Genomic DNA, 18,575 nt, shown 5'->3' with positions numbered 1-18,575 from the left:
GTGTCTACCGCCTCGGAAGCCAGGTGAACCCATTGGACCCGGTTATTGTGCCCGATTGAAGCGGTATTCGGAATAAAGTCTCGGTCGGGGGATAGGTCATTCTCACGGGTGTAGCTATGGAGGAAGACCCGCTCCGTCGCGTAACGTTGCGGGTCTCGGTTCCGTTCAGTTGTTTAGTCCCGCCGGAAGGTCATGGTGGTTCTGCCGAGGCTGATCCGGCTGCCGTCCACGAGGCGGGCCCGTTGGACCTGCTGGCCGTTGACGAACGTCCCGTTGGTGGAGTTCAGGTCCACCAGGATGGCCTCGTTTCCTTCCAGCCGGATCTCGGCGTGGTGGCGTGAGACCCCGTTGTCCACCAGGCGCAGGTCGCAGTCGGTACCCCGACCCAGGAGCGTCACCTCGGAGGTGAGCTCGTAGGCCTGCTGGGCTCCCTGAGCGGTGAGGGAGCCGTCGGCTGCTGCGCCGCCGGGCGACAGCAGCAGTCGGGGACGTCCTGGAATCACGCTACCGCGGCGGGGATGGTCGGTGACCGGTTTGATGATTTCGCCGTCCTTGACAGTGTCTCCGCGGATCACCGCGGAGCGAACCCGGAAGCGACCGGTTTGGAGGTCGTCGGCCGTCTCGAATCTCACCCGCACGGGACCAACGAACGAGTAGCCTTGTTCGGTTGCATACTCGCGGGCGAGTTTGGAGAGTTCCTGGCCGAGGTTGTCGGCGTAGACGGCGAGGCGCTCCCTGTCGGAGGCGGAGAGTTCCACGACGAAGTCGTTAGGGACCAGGGTGCGGCCTTGAGCGACGATCGCGGCGCGTTCGTCCATCTCGCGTTGCACGTTGCTGGCGACCTCGACGGGCTGGAGCTCCGACTTGAAGGCTCGCGCGAAGGTGCCTTCGATCATCCCTTCGAGCCGGCGCTCGAAGCGTTGAAGCACTCCCACGAGGTACCTCCCTTGACTCCACGTCCCGATGAGATGATCGTAACCGGGCTAAGGCCTCTTTTGCTTCACTGGACGGAGTCGTTACCAAGTGACCGGTGAAGGAGAAAAGATGCACGGACTCCTCTGAGACCGTGCTAGCCTTGAGGCACACCGCGGACAGGGATCCCGAACCCGCAGGGTCAGGGCACTGTCAACGGCGGATACAATGGCAATGAAATGCCACTCGGGCGGGTGGCGGAACGGTAGACGCGCACGGTTCAGGTCCGTGTGTCCGAGAGGATGTGAGGGTTCAAATCCCTCCCCGCCCACAAGCGGCCCCGGCAGTGCCGGGGCCTTGTTCTTTTCCGACGGCTACGGGTCGAGGAGCGGGGCGAGTTGCTCCCATCGGGCGATTTCGCAGCCGTTGGTGCGGGAGAACTCGGCGTTGACGTCCGTGTGGTCGATGCGTCCTCGCACGGTGGCGGTTTCCGGGCCCCCGTAGACGAGGATGCAGGGCTGGTCGGCGGGAACCGGTTCGAACACGTCGGTGCCGGCGCGGTCGAGGGCGGCGCAGGCTGCTGCAGGGTCGGGGTGGGTGCCGCCGGCTGGTCCACAGGTGAGCGTCCACGCGTCTGGCGAGGGCTCGGCGCGGGGCGTGGGGCTGTCCTCGACGGCGGAGAAGCGTTCGATGGTCAGTTCGGTCTGTGGCTGCGGGGAGACGCCGGGTGTGGTGGCGGGCGGCGAGGTGTCGGTGGCGGGGCTGCAGCCGCAGAGCAGGATGCAGACAGCGGTGACCGGGATTCCCACGGCGGCGGTAACGAGACGGCGCATACTCTGTCAAACGCGTACGAACGGGATAGGGTTTCCGTTTGCTACTGATCGTGATCTTCTCAGTGCGGAGAGGGGTCTAGGTGTCCGGTGTCAGCATTCCGGTGGTCGAGGTGAGCGCGGTTCCGGAGAACGGCTACCTGCTCGACGTGCGCGAGGAGGACGAGTGGCGGGCAGGGCACGCGCCTAACGCCGTCCACATTCCGCTGGGGCAACTGGCGGAGCGCGCCGCGGAGATTCCCAAGGACACCCAGGTGTATGTCCTGTGCCGGGTCGGTGGACGCTCCGCACGTGCCGTCCAGGCCCTCAACGAGGCAGGGTGGCGGGCCGCGAACGTCGCTGGGGGGATGAGCGCCTGGGCGCTGGCGCGGCGTCCCATGGTGAGTGAGACGGGAGAGCCTCCGGTCGTGCTCTAGGCGGGCTGCACGAGCGCTCAGCGTGGGGGCCGCTGCGGCGGCCCTTTCCTGCTGTCGGAAGGGAGACGGGATCGCCCGCAGGCGAGGAGTGCTGCGGGCACGGCACGCCGGCCTGTGCCCGGCTGGAGGGCGTGTCCGCGGCTGTCGTCTTGGTGTCGCGGCGATTTTCTGTTCTGGTCTTCCCACGGTGGGGCGGGCCTGTAGGCGGCCCGCGGTGTCTCCGGGCGGCGGCAGAGCCGCCGCAGTCGCGGACAAAAGCCTCGTATGCCCGTCGACCAGGAGAAACGCAGATGAGATTCACATTACAGTGCGTTTCCGACCCTACGGGCGTCTCGGATGGGAGAGTAGAAAAACCTGGCTGGGGGTGCGGACATCAATTCGGCCGTCGAGGACCGCGGGGGGGATACCGCCACGGGCACGCGGGTTTCCTGGAAAGCCGAACCGGGCATCCCGCACCTGGTGGTATTCAGGGACGGCGTCGCGCGCTGATCAGCCGAGAACCAGCACAACCAGGAGACGGGTAGGGTCGCTGCCCCGGGAGAGCAGGGCGGCGGGCGGGCCTTCGGAGAACTGAGGAGTGGGGACGTGTCGCGGGCCGTACTGTTGCCATATGCGTTGTCGAGCGTCGCCGTTGCGCGCCGATACCTGTGCGCTGACCTCCGTGCTGCGGGGATTGCTCGGTCGCTCGTGGGCGATGCTGCACTTGTCCTCACTGAACTGCTGGTCAACGCGCTGCGGCATGCGAGCCCGCTCCCCCCGCCGTACCCGCCGAACCGGGTCCGGGTGGCGTGGCGCTTGGTGTGTGCCGAGGACCAGGAGAGCCAGGAGGACGGCGGCCACTGGGTGGAGATCGCGGTGAGCGACGGGGGCGGGGAGACCCTGCCGCGGGTAGCGGGGCCGTCGGTTTCGGCCCGGGGCGGCCGCGGTTTGGGCATTGTGCAGCAGATCTCCGCGAAGTGGGGCACGGAGCTGGATGCGAACACCACCACGGTGTGGGCGATGATCGACATTCCAGTGATCGCGGTGACGGAAGCCGTTGCAGAACTGCCGCGTGCCTCCTCGGCATGACGCTTCACCGTGTTTGCGCCGGTCAGCGCGGAAAACGCACGGGAAGGAAACGGTAGGGCGAAACACCGTTCGGGCGCTGGCCGAGGTCGGCCTCCGGTCGCTACAGTCAGCCCTGTGGAGCTGAAGATCTCAAAGAAGTATCGTCTAGATCACGTAATAGTATCCGTTTGTGGGGAGATTGACCTGTACACCGCGCCGGTGCTCCGGGGGGAACTCGCCGACGCGGTGGTGTCCGGTGGGAAGACCGTGGTCGACCTGGGCGAGGTGGAATTCTGCGACTCCACCGGCCTGGGGGTGCTCCTAGCGGCGCTCAAACAGGCACGCGGAAACAACGGCGACCTTGAACTCGCAGCTCCCCGACCCGCAGTCCGCAGGATTCTGCAGATTACCGGTCTGGACGAGGTCTTCACCATCCACGAGTCCGTCGACACTTTCGTGGCGACTGCTACGGGAGTCGCCACCTAGCCGGAGAGCAGCCATGGCATCTACCAGGGGACCGGGCCGGGTCGCCGCCGTCATCCCTGCCAGGAACGAGCAGGAGCGGATCGGCGCCACAGTGCGGGCGGTGCGCGCCTTGCCCCACGTGGACCTGGTCGTGGTCGTGGACGACGGGTCCCGCGACGAGACAGCGGCCGTGGCCCGTGCCGCGGGGGCCCGCGTGTTCCGGCATGCCCGAAACAGGGGCAAAGGCGCGGCCATGGAGACCGGTGCGGAAGGGGTCCGCGGCTATGAAGCGGACGAGCGGCGGTCCGGCGCTGACGTGGCCCCCCGGCACCTGCTGTTCGTGGACGCCGACCTTGGGGAGACCGCTGGCGCGGCCGCGGCTCTGATCGAACCGGTCTGCGCGGGGGAAGCGGACATGACGATCGCGCGGTTCCCGGCCACCCGGCTGCGGCTCGGCGGGCACGGCATGGTCGTCCGACTGGCCCGCGAAGGTATCCGGCGCGCCACGGGGCGGGAGATGGAGCAGCCGCTCAACGGGCAGCGCTGTATGACCCGGCGTGCTTTCGACGCGGCCAGCCCGCTCGCCCCGGGGTTCGGGGTGGAGACCGGGTTGACGATCGACTTGCTAAGCCGCGGGTTCCGGGTGGTGGAAGTGGAAGTGCCGATGGAGCACCGTGCCACCGGCACCGATCTCCGCTCCCAATTGCACCGGGCCCGCCAGTTCGTCGACGTGGCCCGCGCTCTCGCAGTGCGGGAGCTGCGCGGCGTACGGGCGCGGAGAGCGCGGGCCGATCTTCTAGGGCGGATAGCGAACGAACAGGTCCAACGAGCGGAGTAGCCTGCTGTACATGTCGAACCGCTATGCCTACCTCGGCCCTGAAGGCACGTTCACCGAGGCTGCGTTGCGCGCACTCAAACCGGAGACGCCATCCGCGGAGTTTGTGCCGTGCAACGGCGTGGACATGGTGTTCGCGGCGGTACGCAGCGGTGAGGTCGAGGGCGGGGTGGTCCCGCTGGAGAACTCTGTGGAGGGCGGGGTGAGCGCCACCACAGCGGAACTCGTCAACGGTGAACCGCTGCTCATCACCGCGGAGATCACCGTGCCGGTGGAGTTCACGCTGTTCGCCCGCCCTGGGACCACGCTCCACGACGTGAAACGGGTCGCCACCCACTCGCACGCACTGGCCCAGTGCCGGGGATGGCTGGCGGAGAACCTGCCCAACACCGAGTCGTACGTGGTCTCCTCCACCGCCGCGGCAGCCCAGTCCGTGTCCGATCCCGCGTCCCCCTATGACGCGGCGATCTGCGCGCGGATCGCGGGAGAGCGGTACGGGCTGGTGCCTCTGGCGGAAGGGATCGGGGACCGCGCCGACGCCGCTACCCGGTTCATCTACCTCAGCAGGCCGGGGCCGCTGCCCGAGCCCACCGGGGCTGACCGCACCTCGCTGGTGGCGTTCCTGCCCCACGACCATCCGGGGGCGCTCGTGGAGCTGCTCACCCAGTTCGCGGTCCGCGACGTCAACCTGACCCGCCTGGAATCGCGGCCTACCGGGGACGGGCTGGGCACGTACTGCTTCTTCATGGACGCGGAAGGCCACGTGGCGGAGGCCCGGATCGGCGAGGCGCTCATGGGGCTGCGGCGCATCTGCCGGGACGTGCGGTTCCTGGGCAGCTATCCGCGTTCGGACGCAGGCATGCAGCAGAGGCGGCCGCGGGCCCGGGTCAGCACTACGGACGACGACTTCCACGAGGCAGAGCGGTGGCTGGCCCGCATCCGCGCGGGACAGGTCGACTGACACCCAGGCCGGGTGCGGCCGGGCCTGCCCGGGTGGGGAGAACCGGTTCGGCGGGGAACACCGTCGGCGGGCGCGCCACTGCGGTCTCATCATCAACGCCCCGGGGCTGCGCTGTGCTTGCCGCATTTTTCCTGCGGTGACGGTGCGTGCCGGTCCGCGGACTGTCGGCGGCCGGCGGCGGGACTCACCCGGATGTGCCTGCTGGTTCCTTGCAGCGGGGCCTGTCGGGTGCCCGGGGAGCGCCGCGCCCGGCGGGCACGGATGCCTGCCCTGAGTTCTTGCTGGCCAGGCGACGGGCGCGCGAGAACTGGTCATCTTACCGATAGGCGTGAGGCGGTGTTCGGTTCAGGCTGGAAGAGGAAGCAGCACCGGATCGGCGTTACCACGCAGCCGATCACGATGAGGGAGCGCGAACCATGGCCGAGAGCACCGTCCGGATCTTCGACATCATGGCCTGCAATGTCTACTGGGACTTTGACGGTTCGCCCCTGCCCCGCGAACAGCACAAGTTCCTGGTCTCGTTCTATCCCACCAAGGGTGCGCCCACGCCCGAGCTGATCGACAGCATCGTCGCCTACGGTCCCGACGGCTACCGTGTAGAGTTCGCCAATCAGCGGTTCACCCCGGACAACAAGAACGGCTACATCTACGACCGGACCCTCGACTACTACTGGTACATGGTCAACCTCGCCACCGGTTTCCTGCCGGAAGGCGAGTACACCATCGAGGTCACGGGCAAGGACGGCACCGTGGACCGCCGGTCCCGCATGCAGCGGCAGGAGTCCACCGACGCGCTCGTCCCCGCTTACCGGGAACACCGGCAGCAGATCCTGAACTCTTTTGCGCCTTCGGGCCGCCAGCGGCTGCCGGAAGGGACCGCGCTGACCGACCTGGTGTGCTCGTGGCGCACCCTCAAAGAGCTGGCTGGCCGCGACGCCTACTACATCTACCGGCTCGCGGAGGGCGGTTCCGCGCGAGAGTTCGACACGCAGAACCTGACCTGGTGGGACAACATCTTCTTCCAGAAGCTCCGCGGAGACGCGACCGCGGGCCTCAACCGGGACAGCGTCACCGTGGCCGCGGAACTGAAGCCCGACACCACCTACGCCTACTTTGTGGAGATCACCGACTCCAACGTGCAGAGCGAGACCAACATCTGCATCTTCCAGCCCCACCAAGTGTTCACCACCCCGTAGACAGCGCGACCTCGTTGGGGTGGTGAACGGCGAGGCCCCGTCTGCCGGTCCTGACATGGGGGAGGGTGCTGGCAGGCGGGGCCCTCCGCCGTACCGCGAAGCACAGGCAGGGCCGGGTGGGCTCCGGAACACGCGGCAGAGCCCGCCCCGCGGAAGGCAGGGCGGGCTCTGCACGGGATACGGGCTACAGCACGATCCGCATCGGGGACTCCAGCACTTCGGCCAGGTCCTTGAGGAAGGCGGCGCCGACCGCGCCGTCGACCGCGCGGTGGTCCACCGAGAGTTCCAGCGCGATGGTGTGCCGGGCCACGATCTCCCCGTCGCGCACCACCGGCTCCTGCTGCATCGCACCCACGGCGAGGATCGCCGCCTCCGGCGGGTTGATCACCGCGGAGAAGCTCTCCACACCGAACATGCCCAGGTTGCTGACGCTGAACGTGCCGCCGCTCATGTCCTGCGGGCTCAGCTTGCCGTCGCGGGCCTTCTCCACCAGGGCGCGGGAGCGCCGGGCGACCTCCGACAGCGCCAGGGTGTCGGCGTCGTGCAGCACCGGGACCACCAGGCCGGTGTCCACAGCCACCGCGATGCCCACGTTGATCCGCTTGTGCCGCAGCAGCTTGTCGTCCACCCACGAGGAGTTCACCTCCGGGTGGTCGCGCAGCACGGTGGCTACGGCTTTGACGATCAGGTCGTTGACGCTGACCTTCACCCCGGTCGGGGCGAGCTGCTCGTTGATCTGCGCCCGGAACTCTCTGAGCGCTTCGGCGTCGATCCGGCGGCGCAGGTAGAAGTGGGGGATCTCCTGCTTGGCCTGGGTCAGCCGGCGGGCGATCACCCGGCGGATGTTGGTGACCGGAACCTCTTCGGAGGCACGCAGGTCCTCGAACTCCGGCTGCGGCGGGGCCGCGGCAGGGGCGGGTGCCTTGGCGGCAGCGGGCTGCGGTGCAGCAGCCTCCTGCTCCCGCTTCTGCTGGGCTGCGGCTTCCACGTCGGCGCGCACCACCCGGCCTTTGGGGCCCGACCCTTGGATTTTGGTGATGTCGAGACCGTATTCGCGGGCCAGGCGGCGGGCCAGCGGCGAGGAGAGCGGACGCGGTTTGCCTCCCTGCTCTGCCGGGGCGGCCGGGGCCGGGACCGTGGGCTGCTCTTCCTTGGCCTCCTGGGCGGCGGGCGCGGGCTGCTGCGGCTCCTCCGCCTTCTGCTCGGCGCCCTCCCCGCCCTCCGGGGCGGCAGGGACAGCGTCCGGGCTGTCGGCGATCACCCCGATGACCGCGCCGATCGGCACGGTTTCGCCTTCGCGGACCGTCTGCTGGACCAGGTAGCCGTCTTCGTAGGCTTCGTACTCCATGACGGCTTTGTCGGTCTCGATCTCCACCAGCACGTCGCCCACGGAGACCTTGTCACCGACCTGCTTCACCCAGGAGCTGATGACGCCTTCCTCCATGGTGTCGGAGAGGCGCGGCATGTAGATTTCAGACATCTGTGGTTCCTTAACCGACTCTCCGGCCGACGGCTCTCAGGGTTTCGTAGATCACGGTCGTGACCGACTCCGCTGACGGCAGTGCGGCGTTCTCCAACGGCTTGGCGTACGGCAAGGGCACTTCGGCCATCGCCACCCGGCGCACCGGAGCGTCGAGGTAGTCGAATGCGCCTTCTTGAATGGATGCGGCGATTTCCGCGCCGATCCCATAGGTCAACCAGTCGTCTTCGGCAACGACCGCACACCCGGTCTTCTTCACCGAGTTCACGATCGTCTCCCGGTCTAGCGGACGCAGGGAGCGCAGGTCAACGACCTCGACACTGATTCCCTCTTCAGCGAGTCGGTCCGCCACCTGAGTGGCGATCATGGCCATCCGGGAGTAGCCGACGAGGGTGATGTCGGTGCCTTCACGGACGACGGCGGCCCGGCCGATTTCGCCGACGACTTCTTCGTCGGGGACTTCGCCCTTCGTGTTGTACAGGCCGAGGTTCTCCAGGAAGAGCACCGGGTCGTCGTCGCGGATCGCGGCACGCAGCAGGGCTGCGGCGTCAGCGGGCGTGCTGGGCGCCACGACTTTCAGCCCGGGCACGAACGCGTAGTACAGCTCGACGTTCTGCGAGTGGGTGGCGCCGAGCTGCTGGCCGCCGCCGCCCGGGGTGCGGATCACCATCGGCACACTGTTCTGGCCGCCGAACATGCCGTAGATCTTCGCGGCATGGTTGACGATCTGGTCCAGGGCGAGCAGGGAGAAGTTGATCGTCATGATTTCGACGACCGGGCGCAGGCCGAGCATGGCTGCGCCGACGGCTGCACCGACGAACCCCTCCTCGGCGATGGGGGTGTCGCGGACGCGCCGCTCCCCGAACTCTTTGAGGAGGCCTTCAGTGATCTTGTAGGAGCCCTCGAAAACGCCGATCTCCTCACCCATGAGGAAGACGTTTTCGTCGCGGTGCATCTCGGCACGCAGGGTGTCGCGCAGGGCCTGACGGTAGGTGATGACGGGCATGGTGCGGAGTCGCTCCTTGTCTACTCGGCGAACACCGGGTCGGCGGGCATCCGGCGCGACTCGTTGGCCACCGGGGTGGCGTAGGTGTAGTCGAACAGCGTGGACACCTCGGGGTGCGGGCTGTTCTCCGCGAAATCGGCGGCGTCGGCGACCTCGGCTTTCACCGATTCGGCGATCTCCTTTTTGATCTCGTCGGTGAGAATGCCCGCCTCGGTCAGGCGTTCTTCGAACATGGCGATCGGATCGTTGGCGAGGGCCTCCTCCGCCTCCTCCTTGGTGCGGTACTTGGCCGGGTCCACCACGGAGTGGCCTTTCATCCGGTAGCTGAAGGCTTCCAGCAGGAAGGGGCGGTGTTCGCTGCGGGCCCGCTCCACCAGTGTGGTGGCGGTGTCGCGGACGGCGAGGACGTCCCGGCCGTCGACGCGCACCCCTTCAATCCGGTAAGCGGAGCCGCGCTTGTACAGTTCGGGCTCTGCCGAGGAGCGCTCGACCGGCGTGCCCATACCGGTGAAGTTGTTGATCACCACGAAGATCACCGGCAGGTTCCACAGGCTGGCGATGTTCAGCGACTCGTGGAACGCGCCGATGTTGGTGGTGCCGTCGCCCATCTGGCACATGACGACTTCGTCGCTGCCCCGGTAGGTGATGGCGAGGGCAGCGCCGACGGCGAGCGGCAGTTGGCCGCCGACGATGCCGTAGCCGCCCAGGAGGCGGGTTCGGGCGTCGAACAGGTGCATGGAGCCGCCCCAGCCCTTGGAGACGCCGGTGGAGCGGCCGTAGAGCTCTGCCATCACTTCCCGCGGATGGGTGCCTTTGGCGATGGCGTAGCCGTGTTCCCGGTAGTTGGTGAAGAGGTAGTCGCGCTCCTGGAGCGCCTCCATGAGACCGACGATGGTGGCTTCTTCACCGAGGTTGAGGTGGCAGTAGCCACCGATACGCGCCTGGGTGTAGGCCTGCGCGGCACGCTCCTCGAAGCGGCGGATCAGCAGCATCTGCCGGTAGTAGTCGAGGAGTACTTCGGGCTTCTCACCGTTGAAGTGAGAGTCGGCGTTATTACGGGCCGCGCGGCGGCGAGAACCGGTCTTGCCGGTCGCCTTCGGCTTGGCCGTGTCAGCCATGTCGCTGCCTTTCTGTGTGTGAAAGGACCCGTGTCTGGTGTTGACCCTTCACGGGCCGGGGTCGTGCCGCGGACGGAGCGCGGTACGACCGGTGCGCTACCCACCGGGCTCAACGGTGGTGCGCGGTGTGGCTGGGTTCTCCGTCTTTCTTGTGGCTGATGTGATCTATGTCGCGTCCACTTTAGGTATCGATCGATGATCGATCAATACGACTTTACGGGCAATCCTCTGTTTTCGCAGATAGCGGAGAAGAGCTCCGGGGAGGAGCGAGTCAACTCACGGAGTCGCGGGAGCGCAGTGCCGCCTCGACGTAGTTGAGCACGTGGTCGCTGAGCATCTGGCCGACGTGGGGGTCCCGGTTGCGGAACGCCTGGGTGATCGCCCAGTGGTCGGCGACCTTGGCATGGAGCTCCATGTTGAGCCAGCGCACAGAAAGCGCGGTCCACACTTCCACGCCCAGCGATTCCCAGGTGTGCAGCAGCACACTGTTGTGGGCGGCGCGCACGATTTCGCGGTGGAATTCGACGCTGTGTTTGATCTGTCCGTCCACGTCTCCCGCGGCGGTGGCTTCGCGCAGCGCTTCCACTTCGCGTTCCAGTGGCCGGATGTCTTCCGCGAGGCGGGGAGCGGCGAGGCGGGCCGCGACCAGTTCCAGTCCGGCACGCACCGGATAGATCTCGGCCATGTCCGCGACGCCGAAGTCTCGGACCCGGGCGCCCTTGTTGGGCACTGATTCGATCAACCGCAGTGCTTCGAGTTCGCGCAGGGCTTCACGGACCGGGGCCTGGCTCACGTTGAGCTCGGCTGCCACCCGGCGCTCCACAATCCGCTCTCCCGGCTTCCACCGGCCGGAGAGCAAGCCGTCGACTAGGACGCGGCGGATCTGTTCGCGGAGCGGATTGCGATCCAGACGGGAGGCGTCCCCCGGTTTCTGGGAAAGTTCGACCATCGACGGCCTTTCTCTGCTTTGCTGTGTAGACGACGGCCGGGCGGGCTGATCAAGCGTGCCATATCGAATTTCGGTCGCCTCCCGCATACCCCCGCGGCCCGCCGAATGCGTGCCTTGGGGCGCTGTTGCTTCACGAAACGCTCACACCTGGGTCTCGGCCCCGTGAACAGTGCCCCAGCAGAACCCTGCCGGACATGAAAACACGAGGTAGGAGCGATCGTAGCCAATGGGTATCAGAGTCTCTTGACAGAGTCGCCAGGTATGCTCATCTGTCGGACATGTTCTGATCACCGGCCGCTTTCGGGGCGGAACCCCGCGTCGAAAGCGGCCATGCCGGTGCGCTGCCGACAGTTGTGCCCCCCGCATCCGTCGGTGGCGGCACTGGACAGGACAGCCGTCAAGTGGCCGGTTCCCCCAACCGGTCCATGCGTCCACGAGTGAAGGGCGTGGACGCATCCCTGCGACCCTGAGGACCTTCAGTAGCCAGCTATCCCCTTGTCCAACCGTGCCGCAGGCTAGCCCACACCTGGGAGAGAGCACTGAGCACATGATGCATACATCGCGGATCCGACCAAGACCGCACTACCCCGACGGAAGGCCCGTATCTGTCCCCAAGCGACATAGCGTCGACCACGGTCCCCAAGAGGGGAGGGTGATGACCCGCCCGACGGAGCCGAGACGGTCCGAGGTCGTGGAATGGCCCAGTGCGAGCGAGATCGCCTGGGGGCTTGCGTCGGACAAGACCGCGATTCTGTTGGCTGTGGTCCTGGTCACGTTGACAGTCCTGTCTGCGGGCGCACTCCAGCCGATCGACGTCATGATCAACACGCTGCCGCGCCCGTTCGAAGATGAGATCAGGACGTTTCTCATCTTATGGCCTGACACGGTCGCTTCGCGAGCCGTGGCCCTACCAGTTTTGGCAGTAGTCGCCCTGCACTTGGCGTACTGGCACCGCTCCTGGCGGCCCATTGTGCTCGGAACCGGCGGCGTATTCGGGATGATCTGCCTGGTTGCGAGCATGAAGCTCATCCTGGGCCGGTCACACCCGCGCACCAACGACCCCTCTTTCTTCACGGAGGGCGGTGTCTCGTTCCCGTCGGGGCACGGGGCGAACGCCATTCTCATCTACGGCCTCGTGCTGTTCCTCATCGTGCGCTACCGGGCGGTACGGCCGCATATCGTGCCCCGGTTGGCCTACTGCATTGCAGGAATCGCGTTCCTGCAAGCCGTGGTCTCGATCTACCTGCACTTCCACTGGTTCAGTGACCTGGCGACCGGCATGGTCGCCGGCGCTTTCGCGCTGCGGCTGACCATCAAGCTGGACGAAATGATCCCCGAAGGGCGCACGGCGCAGTGGTGGCCGTTCCACGGCCGGTCCTGGCCGTTTCTGTTCCGGAGAATGGACGAAGCGGGCTCCGGCCGGCAGCTCCCTCGCGGTCCCGACCGGCGGACCACAGCCGACGACTGGGAACGACCCCCTGATCATCCCCGCTGAATACGCGCGGAGACTTCCTGGTTTCCCGTGGAACGGGGCGTTTCACGGTCAATTCTGCCACGCTGCTCGGCGTGGCAGGAACGCGGAATCAGTCCGGGAACCGGCGGACAAATCCGGCCTGTACTCGAGAAGACCGCGGCGCACCAGCCCCGGAGCAGCGGGGTTACTCCCGCGGCAGCGGCACCTGCCAGCGCAGCATGGTGCCCCCTTCAGGGCGACGCGCCGCTTCGAAGGAACCGCCTAGGGATTCGGCGCGTTCCGCGAGGTTCCGTAGCCCGCTACGGCGCCCCTGCTCGGGAAGCCCCACCCCGTCGTCGGTGACGGTCAGGGTCACGTGCGAGTCCACCTGCACGACGATGTCGGCCTGGGAGGCGCGGGCGTGCCGGGCGACATTGGACAGGGCTTCCCGCAGCACGGCGAGCACATGCTCGGCGATAGAGTCCGGCACCGCGCTGTCAATGGGGCCGTCCAGCCGCACCCCGGGGGAGAAGCCCAGCGACTCGGTGGCGGCACCGACCACGTCGAGAATCCGGCTCCGCAGCCAGGCCGGGCCCCCTTCCGTGTTGTGCTGCAACGCGAAGATCGTGGAGCGGATCTGGCGGATCGTGTCGTCGAGGTCGTCGACAGCCTGCTGGATCCGCTGCGCCACCGTGTCGTCTTCGATCCGCCGCACCGAGCTCATCAGCGACATCGCGATCGCAAACAGCCGTTGGATCACCACATCGTGCAGGTCCTTGGCGATACGGTCGCGGTCTTCCAGGACGATGAGCCGTTCCGCGTGGCGGCGCGCCTCAGCCAGCTCCAAGGTGACCGCGGCGTGCCCGGCGAACGCGTGCAGCATCTGCACAGTCGGCATCGGGAAGGGGAGGCGTCCGGCACGTTTGCCGAGGATCAGCACTCCCCGGCGGGAGTCGGGGGCACCGAACGGCACCAGCACTACCGGGCCGATGTCGAGCCCGTGCAACAGGGTCGGGGAGGTAGCGGACTCGCGGGCCAGTTCGGTGATGATCGGGTCCGCGCCACGGAAGGCACGCCCGGTCAGCGATCCTTCCACCGGGGTGGAGCGGCCGCGGACCACGGACGCGTCCGGGCCGTCGGCGATCCGTACCACGAGCTCTTCCTCGTCCCGGTCGGGGGTGGCGATGGCGACGAGGTCGGCGTCGGCCATGTGCCGGGCTTTCTTAGCGACCAGGTGCAGGACTTCGCGGGGCGCGGTTCCGGAGAGCAGGCGCGTAGTGATCTCGTCGGAGGCGTCCAGCCAGGTTTCGCGGCGGCGTGTCTCCTCGTACAGGCGGGCGTTTTCGATCGCGATCCCGGCCGCAGTGGCGAGGGCGGTGACGATCGCCTCGTCTTCCTCGTCGAAGACCGCGTTGTTCCGCTTCTCCGTCAGGTAGAGGTTGCCGAACACTTCGTTGCGCACCCGGATCGGCACACCGAGGAAGGTGCGCATCGGGGGGTGTCCTGGGGGGAAGCCCGCAGACTCGGGGTGCTCGGAGATGCACGACAGACGCAGGGTCTTCGGCTCTTTGATGAGGATGCCGAGCAGGCCGCGCCCTTCCGGCCAGTGTTCGACGGCGGCGATCTCCTCGTCGCTCATGCCGAGGGGGATGAACTGTTCCAGTTCTCCCCCGGGGCCGATGACCCCCATCGCCCCGTAGCGGGCGTCCACCAGGTCCATGGCGGTGGAGACGATGCGGCGTAGCGTGCTCTCCAGGTCGAGGCCGCTGCCGATGGAGACGACCGCGTCGAGGAGGGAACGCACACGGTCCCGGACGAGCATGACGGCGTTGATCCGAACCTGGAGTTCACTGAGCAGCTCGTCCAGGCGCATCTGGGGGACGAACACGCTGCCGCGCTCGCCGTTGGGGGTGTCGTCGGCCATGCCTGCCCTCACCTGTGGGTGTCCGCTCCGTTGCGGTAGACGATTCTTCGTCCTTGGGGCCAGTCTAGGCATGCCCCCAGAAAAGTGATCGTGAGGTAGCGATTGGTTGGCGACCTCACAAGACGCCCGGAACAGGACAGCCGGGCGGTGGTTCAGGATCCGACGGGGGTGGCGGGCAGGAGGGCGAGCGGGCTCCGCTCCCCCACTGCCGGTTCGGGCACGTGCGAGACGATCACGACGGGGCAGCGGGCTTCACGCACGCAGGCCGCGGCCGTGGAACTGAGCGTGGGAGTGTCCAGGGAGCGGTGTTCCGGGGTGCCCACGACGAGCAGGTCGGCTTCTGCTGCAGCGCGCAGCAGGGCGGGGGCGACGAGGCTGCCGCCGACCACGAACGGGACAATACGCGGCCATAGGCGTTCCGCTTCGCGCACGGCACGGCGCAGGTGCCGGACGAGCCGGGAATGGCGTTCTGCGGCGGAGGGAGGCGCGCCCGCGTAGCTGGGCCAGGTGACTTGTTCTTCTTCAAGGACGTGCACGACCCACAGTTCGGAGTCTCGGGAACGCGCTTCTTCAGTCGCCCATTTGAGGGCAGCGAGGGAAATCGCCGAACCGTCGAACCCCACAACGATCCGGTTTTTCCGCTGTGTCGGAATCATCGGAAGTCCCCCTGCGTGCGGTTTTCCCACCCACTACCCAACCAATCAGGCGGGGTGACACCCGTCTACGGGAGAAGGGGGTCACAGCGGGGGACCTTGGTCCTGGGAAGCGCCGCCTCCCAGGACGAACACGTGGTCGCAGCCGGCAGGCACGCGCGCGGTCTGCCCCGCCACGTGCACGGTAACGGGGGGAGCGGTGGAAGGCGGCACGCTGATGCGCACCTCGTTGCGGTGGAACGACAGCCGGATTCCCCAATGGCCTTGGTAGGGCAGGACGAAGGAGAGGGAGTCGATCTCGGAGGGCAGCTCCGGGTCGAGGTGCAGCACGCCGTGGCGGATCTCCAAGCCGGTGTAGCAGCGGGTGACCAGGTCGACGGTGCTCGCCATCGCCCCCAGATGGATGCCTTCCGCGGTGGTGCCGCCTTGCACGTCGGCGATGTCGGAGCGCAGCGCTTCCACGAAGAACTGCCATGAGGCCGTGTGCCGGGTGCGGGCCATGACCCAGGCGTGGACGGCGGCGCTCAGCGTCGACCCGTGGGAGGTGCGGGCCAGGTAGTAGTGGATGGTGCGCGGGATGAGGCCGGGATCGTACTCGTAGCCCAGGTCGGTGAGGATGTCGGCGAACTCGTCCGGGGACAGCAGGAAGAAGAGCATGAGCACGTCGGCTTGTTTAGACACCTTGTACCGGTCGCAGGTGTCCCCTTCTGCTTCCAGGATCCGGTCGAGCCTGCGGATGTCGCCGTACGTGTTCCGGTAGTGCTCCCAGTCGAGTTCGACGAGGTGCTCATAGCCCGCGAACTGGCTGATGACCCCTTCGTGGAAGGGCACGCGCATGCGGGTGCGCACGTCTTCGAACAGCGCTAGCTCGTCGAGCCCCATGCCGAGGCGTTCCATGAGTTCAGCCCGGCTGCCGTCGGGCAGGATCCGCAGGACGTCGAGGGCCCGCCGCAGTACCCACACGGCCATGATGTTGGTGTAGGCGTTGTCGTCGAGGCCGGGCTCGTCCCGGTCGGGGTAGCCCTCGTGGTATTCGTCCGGCCCCATGACTCCGCGGATCACATACCGGTTCTGGGACCGGTCGAATGTGGCGAGCGAAGCGAAGAACCGGGCGATGTCCACGAGCAGTTCGGCCCCGAAGTCGAGGAGGAAGTCCACGTCCTCGGTGACCTGGTAGTGCTGCCACACGTTGTAGGCGATGGCGAGACCCACGTGGCGTTGCAGGTGGGAGGCGTCGGGAATCCAATGCCCGGAGCGCGGGTTGAGGTGCAGGCGCTGGGTTTCCTCCCGGCCGTCCATGCCGCTCTGCCAGGGGAACATGGCGCCGCGGTAGCCGGCGGCCCGGGCGGCAGCGCGCGCGGCGGGCAGGCGCCGCCACCGGTAGCGCAGCAGGGAGCGCGCGATCTGCGGGAACCGGGTGTTGAGGAAGGGGAAGACGAAGAGTTCGTCCCAGAACACGTGCCCCCGGTAGGCCTCCCCGTGCAGGCCGCGCGCGGGCATGCCCACGTCGAGGTCGGCGGTGTGGGGGGACAGGGTCTGCAGGATGTGGAACAGGTGCAGGTGGAGCACCATGGTGTGCTCGGGGTTGCTGATGGTCACGTCGCAGCGGCGCCACAGGTGCCGCCACGCGGTGGCGTGGCGGTGGAGCAGGCCGGTGAAGTCGGCGGCGTGTTCGACGGCGGCACGGGCCGCTTCCCTGCGGTTGCTGACCGCGTGGTCGAGGGAAGAGTAGACGGCCACGATCTTCTCCACCGTGACCTGTTCCCCTTGGGCTGCGGGAATCTCCAGGGTCTGTTCCACTAGTTCGTCTTGGCAAGTCACCTGGGTTTTCTGGGGTGCTGGTCCCGTGGTGACCGTGGTGCGGGCCGCGAGGACGATTTCGATGTCGGAGGTGGAGGTCCGGCAGCGCAGCCACATGCGGCCTGCTTCATCGCCCTCGGTGCCGCCTGGGCGCAGGTGGTCGCTGTTGAGGTCCCGGTAGCGGGCAACCCCGCTGTTGGTGACTCGCCCGTCCAAGCCGACTCGGACAGTGAGCGGCCCGGCCCAGTTTTCTGGGATGAGGGTGGTTTCCAATGCGGCGAGGTGCCGGTCGTCCATGGAGACGAGGCGGCGTTGGACGAGCCGGGTGCGGCGGCCTTCCTTGTCGACCACGGTTCCGGTGCGGGTCAGCACTCCGCGCCGCATGTCGAGTTCGAGCTGCTGGTCGGTGAGCTCGGCGCCGTCGCCGAGCCATGACCCGTCGGCGGCGCGGAAGGTGAACGGCAGCCAGTTGGGGATGTTGACGAGGTCTTCGTTGGTGACTTCGTGGTCGGCGACGATGGAGGTGAGCCGGTTGTAGCAGCCGGCAAGGTAGGTGCCGGGATAGTGCACTCCGTCGGCTCGGGATTCGGGGGCTGCGCCCCGGGTGGCGAACACGCCGTTGCCGAGGGTGCACAGCGCTTCCCGGAGTCCTTCCGTGGCAGGGTCGAAACCGTCGTAGCGCAGCAGCCACGGGTTCATGGCGATACCTCCGCACCAGTGAGTTCCAGGCTCGCCAAGCTGGACACGACGATGTGCGCCCCTTTCTCGTAGAGTGCGGCGCGCTGATGCGCCCGGTCGACCCCGATGACCAGGGCAAAACCGCCGCGTCGGCCCGCTTCGACCCCGGATAGGGAGTCTTCGACGACCGCGGTGGTAGCGGGGGAGGCGTCTAACCGGCGGGCCGCTTCCAGGAACAGGGCAGGGTCGGGTTTGCTGGGCAGACGCAGCCGGGCCGCGTCAACCCCGTCAACCCGGACGTCGAACAGGTCGCTGATTCCGGCAGCGCGCAGCACTGCGGCGCAGTTGCGGCTCGCGGAGACCACGGCGAGGCGGATGCCCCGCTCCCGCAGGCGGTGGATGAGCCGGACCGTGGCAGGGTAGGCGGTGACGCCGTACTGGTCGATGTAGTCCTTGAAGTAGCGGTCTTTGCGGTCGCCCAGCGTCGCCACGGTCATGGTTTCGGGCCGGTCGGGTGGCGCGGTGTCAGGCAGGGTGAGGCCGCGGGAGGCGAGAAAGTCGCGGATGCCTGCGGTCCGTGCCTTGCCGTCCACATGGCGGCGGTAGTCCTCGATGAGGTCGAACGGCCGGAACGGGGGCCCGCCACTGCGGGACAGGTCGAGGAGGAACTCGTCGAAGGTCCGTTTCCAGGCGGCCGCATGCACGGACGCGGTGTCTGTGATCACCCCGTCCATGTCGAAGAGCACCGCGGTGATCCGGTCGAGCGGAAGAACCTGCCTGGTTGTGTCGCGCACCGTCACTGTGTTTCCTTCACGTCGTTCGAACAAGGTTCGGGGCGGCTGCGGCGAAGGC

At 67.4% G+C, this 18,575-nt stretch carries 17 protein-coding genes and 1 tRNA gene; 8 read left to right on the top strand and 10 right to left on the bottom strand.

All coding sequences use genetic code 11. The features are described 5' to 3' along the window. Positions 1–173: 173 nt before the first annotated feature. On the bottom strand, positions 174–935 hold the full coding sequence (locus tag TFU_RS15235) for an FhaA domain-containing protein (protein WP_011293477.1): 762 nt from the start codon (positions 933–935) through the stop codon (positions 174–176). Positions 936–1,160: 225 nt separating this feature from the next. Here TFU_RS15235 and TFU_RS15230 point away from each other — a divergent pair. Beyond that, a tRNA-Leu gene (locus TFU_RS15230) sits at positions 1,161–1,243 on the top strand. 43 nt (positions 1,244–1,286) lie between these two features. On the opposite strand, the gene TFU_RS15225 is transcribed toward TFU_RS15230, so the two are convergent. Then, the gene (locus TFU_RS15225) at positions 1,287–1,745 is read right to left on the bottom strand and encodes an SSI family serine proteinase inhibitor (protein WP_011293476.1); all 459 of its coding nucleotides are present in this window, start codon (positions 1,743–1,745) and stop codon (positions 1,287–1,289) included. A gap of 80 nt (positions 1,746–1,825) precedes the next feature. On the opposite strand from TFU_RS15225, the gene TFU_RS15220 reads away from it, so the two are divergent. The 6 genes from TFU_RS15220 (at position 1,826) to TFU_RS15195 (ending at position 6,662) form a co-directional block, all read left to right on the top strand. Further along, the gene (locus TFU_RS15220; protein ID WP_011293475.1) at positions 1,826–2,158 is read left to right on the top strand and encodes a rhodanese-like domain-containing protein; all 333 of its coding nucleotides are present in this window, start codon (positions 1,826–1,828) and stop codon (positions 2,156–2,158) included. A 585-nt stretch (positions 2,159–2,743) separates the two neighbouring features. Further along, on the top strand, positions 2,744–3,226 hold the full coding sequence (locus TFU_RS15215) for an ATP-binding protein (RefSeq protein ID WP_011293473.1): 483 nt from the start codon (positions 2,744–2,746) through the stop codon (positions 3,224–3,226). Between the two features lie 126 nt (positions 3,227–3,352). Next, on the top strand, positions 3,353–3,691 hold the full coding sequence (locus TFU_RS15210; protein WP_370492689.1) for an STAS domain-containing protein: 339 nt from the start codon (positions 3,353–3,355) through the stop codon (positions 3,689–3,691). 13 nt (positions 3,692–3,704) lie between these two features. Continuing rightward, the gene (locus tag TFU_RS15205; protein ID WP_011293471.1) at positions 3,705–4,508 is read left to right on the top strand and encodes a glycosyltransferase family 2 protein; all 804 of its coding nucleotides are present in this window, start codon (positions 3,705–3,707) and stop codon (positions 4,506–4,508) included. 10 nt (positions 4,509–4,518) lie between these two features. Beyond that, positions 4,519–5,466, top strand: a complete 948-nt coding sequence (gene pheA / locus TFU_RS15200) for a prephenate dehydratase (protein ID WP_011293470.1) — start codon at positions 4,519–4,521, stop codon at positions 5,464–5,466. Positions 5,467–5,882: 416 nt separating this feature from the next. Continuing rightward, a complete protein-coding gene (locus tag TFU_RS15195; protein ID WP_011293469.1) occupies positions 5,883–6,662 on the top strand; it encodes a hypothetical protein in 780 nt (259 codons plus the stop codon). Between the two features lie 184 nt (positions 6,663–6,846). On the opposite strand, the gene TFU_RS15190 is transcribed toward TFU_RS15195, so the two are convergent. The 4 genes from TFU_RS15190 to TFU_RS15175 all read right to left on the bottom strand — a co-directional run bounded on the left by TFU_RS15190 (position 6,847) and on the right by TFU_RS15175 (position 11,215). Further along, positions 6,847–8,142: a dihydrolipoamide acetyltransferase family protein gene (locus TFU_RS15190; RefSeq protein WP_011293468.1), complete on the bottom strand. Its 1,296-nt coding sequence runs from the start codon at positions 8,140–8,142 to the stop codon at positions 6,847–6,849. A 10-nt stretch (positions 8,143–8,152) separates the two neighbouring features. Next, the gene (locus tag TFU_RS15185) at positions 8,153–9,148 is read right to left on the bottom strand and encodes an alpha-ketoacid dehydrogenase subunit beta (RefSeq protein WP_011293467.1); all 996 of its coding nucleotides are present in this window, start codon (positions 9,146–9,148) and stop codon (positions 8,153–8,155) included. A gap of 20 nt (positions 9,149–9,168) precedes the next feature. Continuing rightward, positions 9,169–10,266: a pyruvate dehydrogenase (acetyl-transferring) E1 component subunit alpha gene (pdhA, locus tag TFU_RS15180; protein ID WP_011293466.1), complete on the bottom strand. Its 1,098-nt coding sequence runs from the start codon at positions 10,264–10,266 to the stop codon at positions 9,169–9,171. A 271-nt stretch (positions 10,267–10,537) separates the two neighbouring features. After that, positions 10,538–11,215 carry a GntR family transcriptional regulator gene (locus TFU_RS15175; RefSeq protein WP_011293465.1) on the bottom strand — a complete coding sequence of 226 codons (678 nt, stop codon included), beginning with the start codon at positions 11,213–11,215 and terminating at the stop codon, positions 10,538–10,540. Positions 11,216–11,870: 655 nt separating this feature from the next. Between TFU_RS15175 and TFU_RS15170 the strand changes: the two genes are divergently transcribed. Then, the gene (locus tag TFU_RS15170; protein WP_016189432.1) at positions 11,871–12,710 is read left to right on the top strand and encodes a phosphatase PAP2 family protein; all 840 of its coding nucleotides are present in this window, start codon (positions 11,871–11,873) and stop codon (positions 12,708–12,710) included. Between the two features lie 163 nt (positions 12,711–12,873). Here TFU_RS15170 and TFU_RS15165 read toward each other — a convergent pair whose 3' ends face one another. From TFU_RS15165 to TFU_RS15150, 4 genes are all read right to left on the bottom strand, one after another. Next, positions 12,874–14,592 carry a sensor histidine kinase gene (locus TFU_RS15165; RefSeq protein WP_011293463.1) on the bottom strand — a complete coding sequence of 573 codons (1,719 nt, stop codon included), beginning with the start codon at positions 14,590–14,592 and terminating at the stop codon, positions 12,874–12,876. Positions 14,593–14,744: 152 nt separating this feature from the next. Further along, complete coding sequence (locus TFU_RS15160) at positions 14,745–15,248, bottom strand: universal stress protein (protein ID WP_011293462.1); 504 nt, start codon at positions 15,246–15,248, stop codon at positions 14,745–14,747. Between the two features lie 81 nt (positions 15,249–15,329). Beyond that, entirely contained in the window at positions 15,330–17,744 is a 2,415-nt protein-coding gene (locus TFU_RS15155) for a glycoside hydrolase family 65 protein (protein ID WP_011293461.1), read from the bottom strand. Beyond that, on the bottom strand, positions 17,741–18,523 hold the full coding sequence (locus TFU_RS15150) for an HAD family hydrolase (RefSeq protein ID WP_011293460.1): 783 nt from the start codon (positions 18,521–18,523) through the stop codon (positions 17,741–17,743). Before TFU_RS15150 ends, TFU_RS15155 begins: the two co-directional genes overlap by 4 nt. Positions 18,524–18,575: the final 52 nt, after the last annotated feature.

This window comes from Thermobifida fusca YX (assembly GCF_000012405.1).
Taxonomy (GTDB): Bacteria; Actinomycetota; Actinomycetes; order Streptosporangiales; family Streptosporangiaceae; genus Thermobifida; species Thermobifida fusca.
The sequence above is the reverse complement of the archived record's forward strand: the minus strand, read 5'-3'. Positions and strand labels throughout refer to the sequence as shown.

Bases quoted from the DNA above. Each gene is read 5' to 3' on its own strand.
- TFU_RS15165 (WP_011293463.1), bottom strand. From the start codon at position 14,592: ATGGCCGACGACACCCCCAACGGCGAGCGCGGCAGCGTGTTCGTCCCC.
- pdhA (WP_011293466.1), bottom strand. From the start codon at position 10,266: ATGGCTGACACGGCCAAGCCGAAGGCGACCGGCAAGACCGGTTCTCGC.
- TFU_RS15175 (WP_011293465.1), bottom strand. From the start codon at position 11,215: ATGGTCGAACTTTCCCAGAAACCGGGGGACGCCTCCCGTCTGGATCGC.
- TFU_RS15195 (WP_011293469.1), top strand. From the start codon at position 5,883: ATGGCCGAGAGCACCGTCCGGATCTTCGACATCATGGCCTGCAATGTC.
- TFU_RS15160 (WP_011293462.1), bottom strand. From the start codon at position 15,248: ATGATTCCGACACAGCGGAAAAACCGGATCGTTGTGGGGTTCGACGGT.
- TFU_RS15155 (WP_011293461.1), bottom strand. From the start codon at position 17,744: ATGAACCCGTGGCTGCTGCGCTACGACGGTTTCGACCCTGCCACGGAA.
- pheA (WP_011293470.1), top strand. From the start codon at position 4,519: ATGTCGAACCGCTATGCCTACCTCGGCCCTGAAGGCACGTTCACCGAG.
- TFU_RS15205 (WP_011293471.1), top strand. From the start codon at position 3,705: ATGGCATCTACCAGGGGACCGGGCCGGGTCGCCGCCGTCATCCCTGCC.
- TFU_RS15170 (WP_016189432.1), top strand. From the start codon at position 11,871: ATGACCCGCCCGACGGAGCCGAGACGGTCCGAGGTCGTGGAATGGCCC.
- TFU_RS15190 (WP_011293468.1), bottom strand. From the start codon at position 8,142: ATGTCTGAAATCTACATGCCGCGCCTCTCCGACACCATGGAGGAAGGC.
- TFU_RS15185 (WP_011293467.1), bottom strand. From the start codon at position 9,148: ATGCCCGTCATCACCTACCGTCAGGCCCTGCGCGACACCCTGCGTGCC.
- TFU_RS15225 (WP_011293476.1), bottom strand. From the start codon at position 1,745: ATGCGCCGTCTCGTTACCGCCGCCGTGGGAATCCCGGTCACCGCTGTC.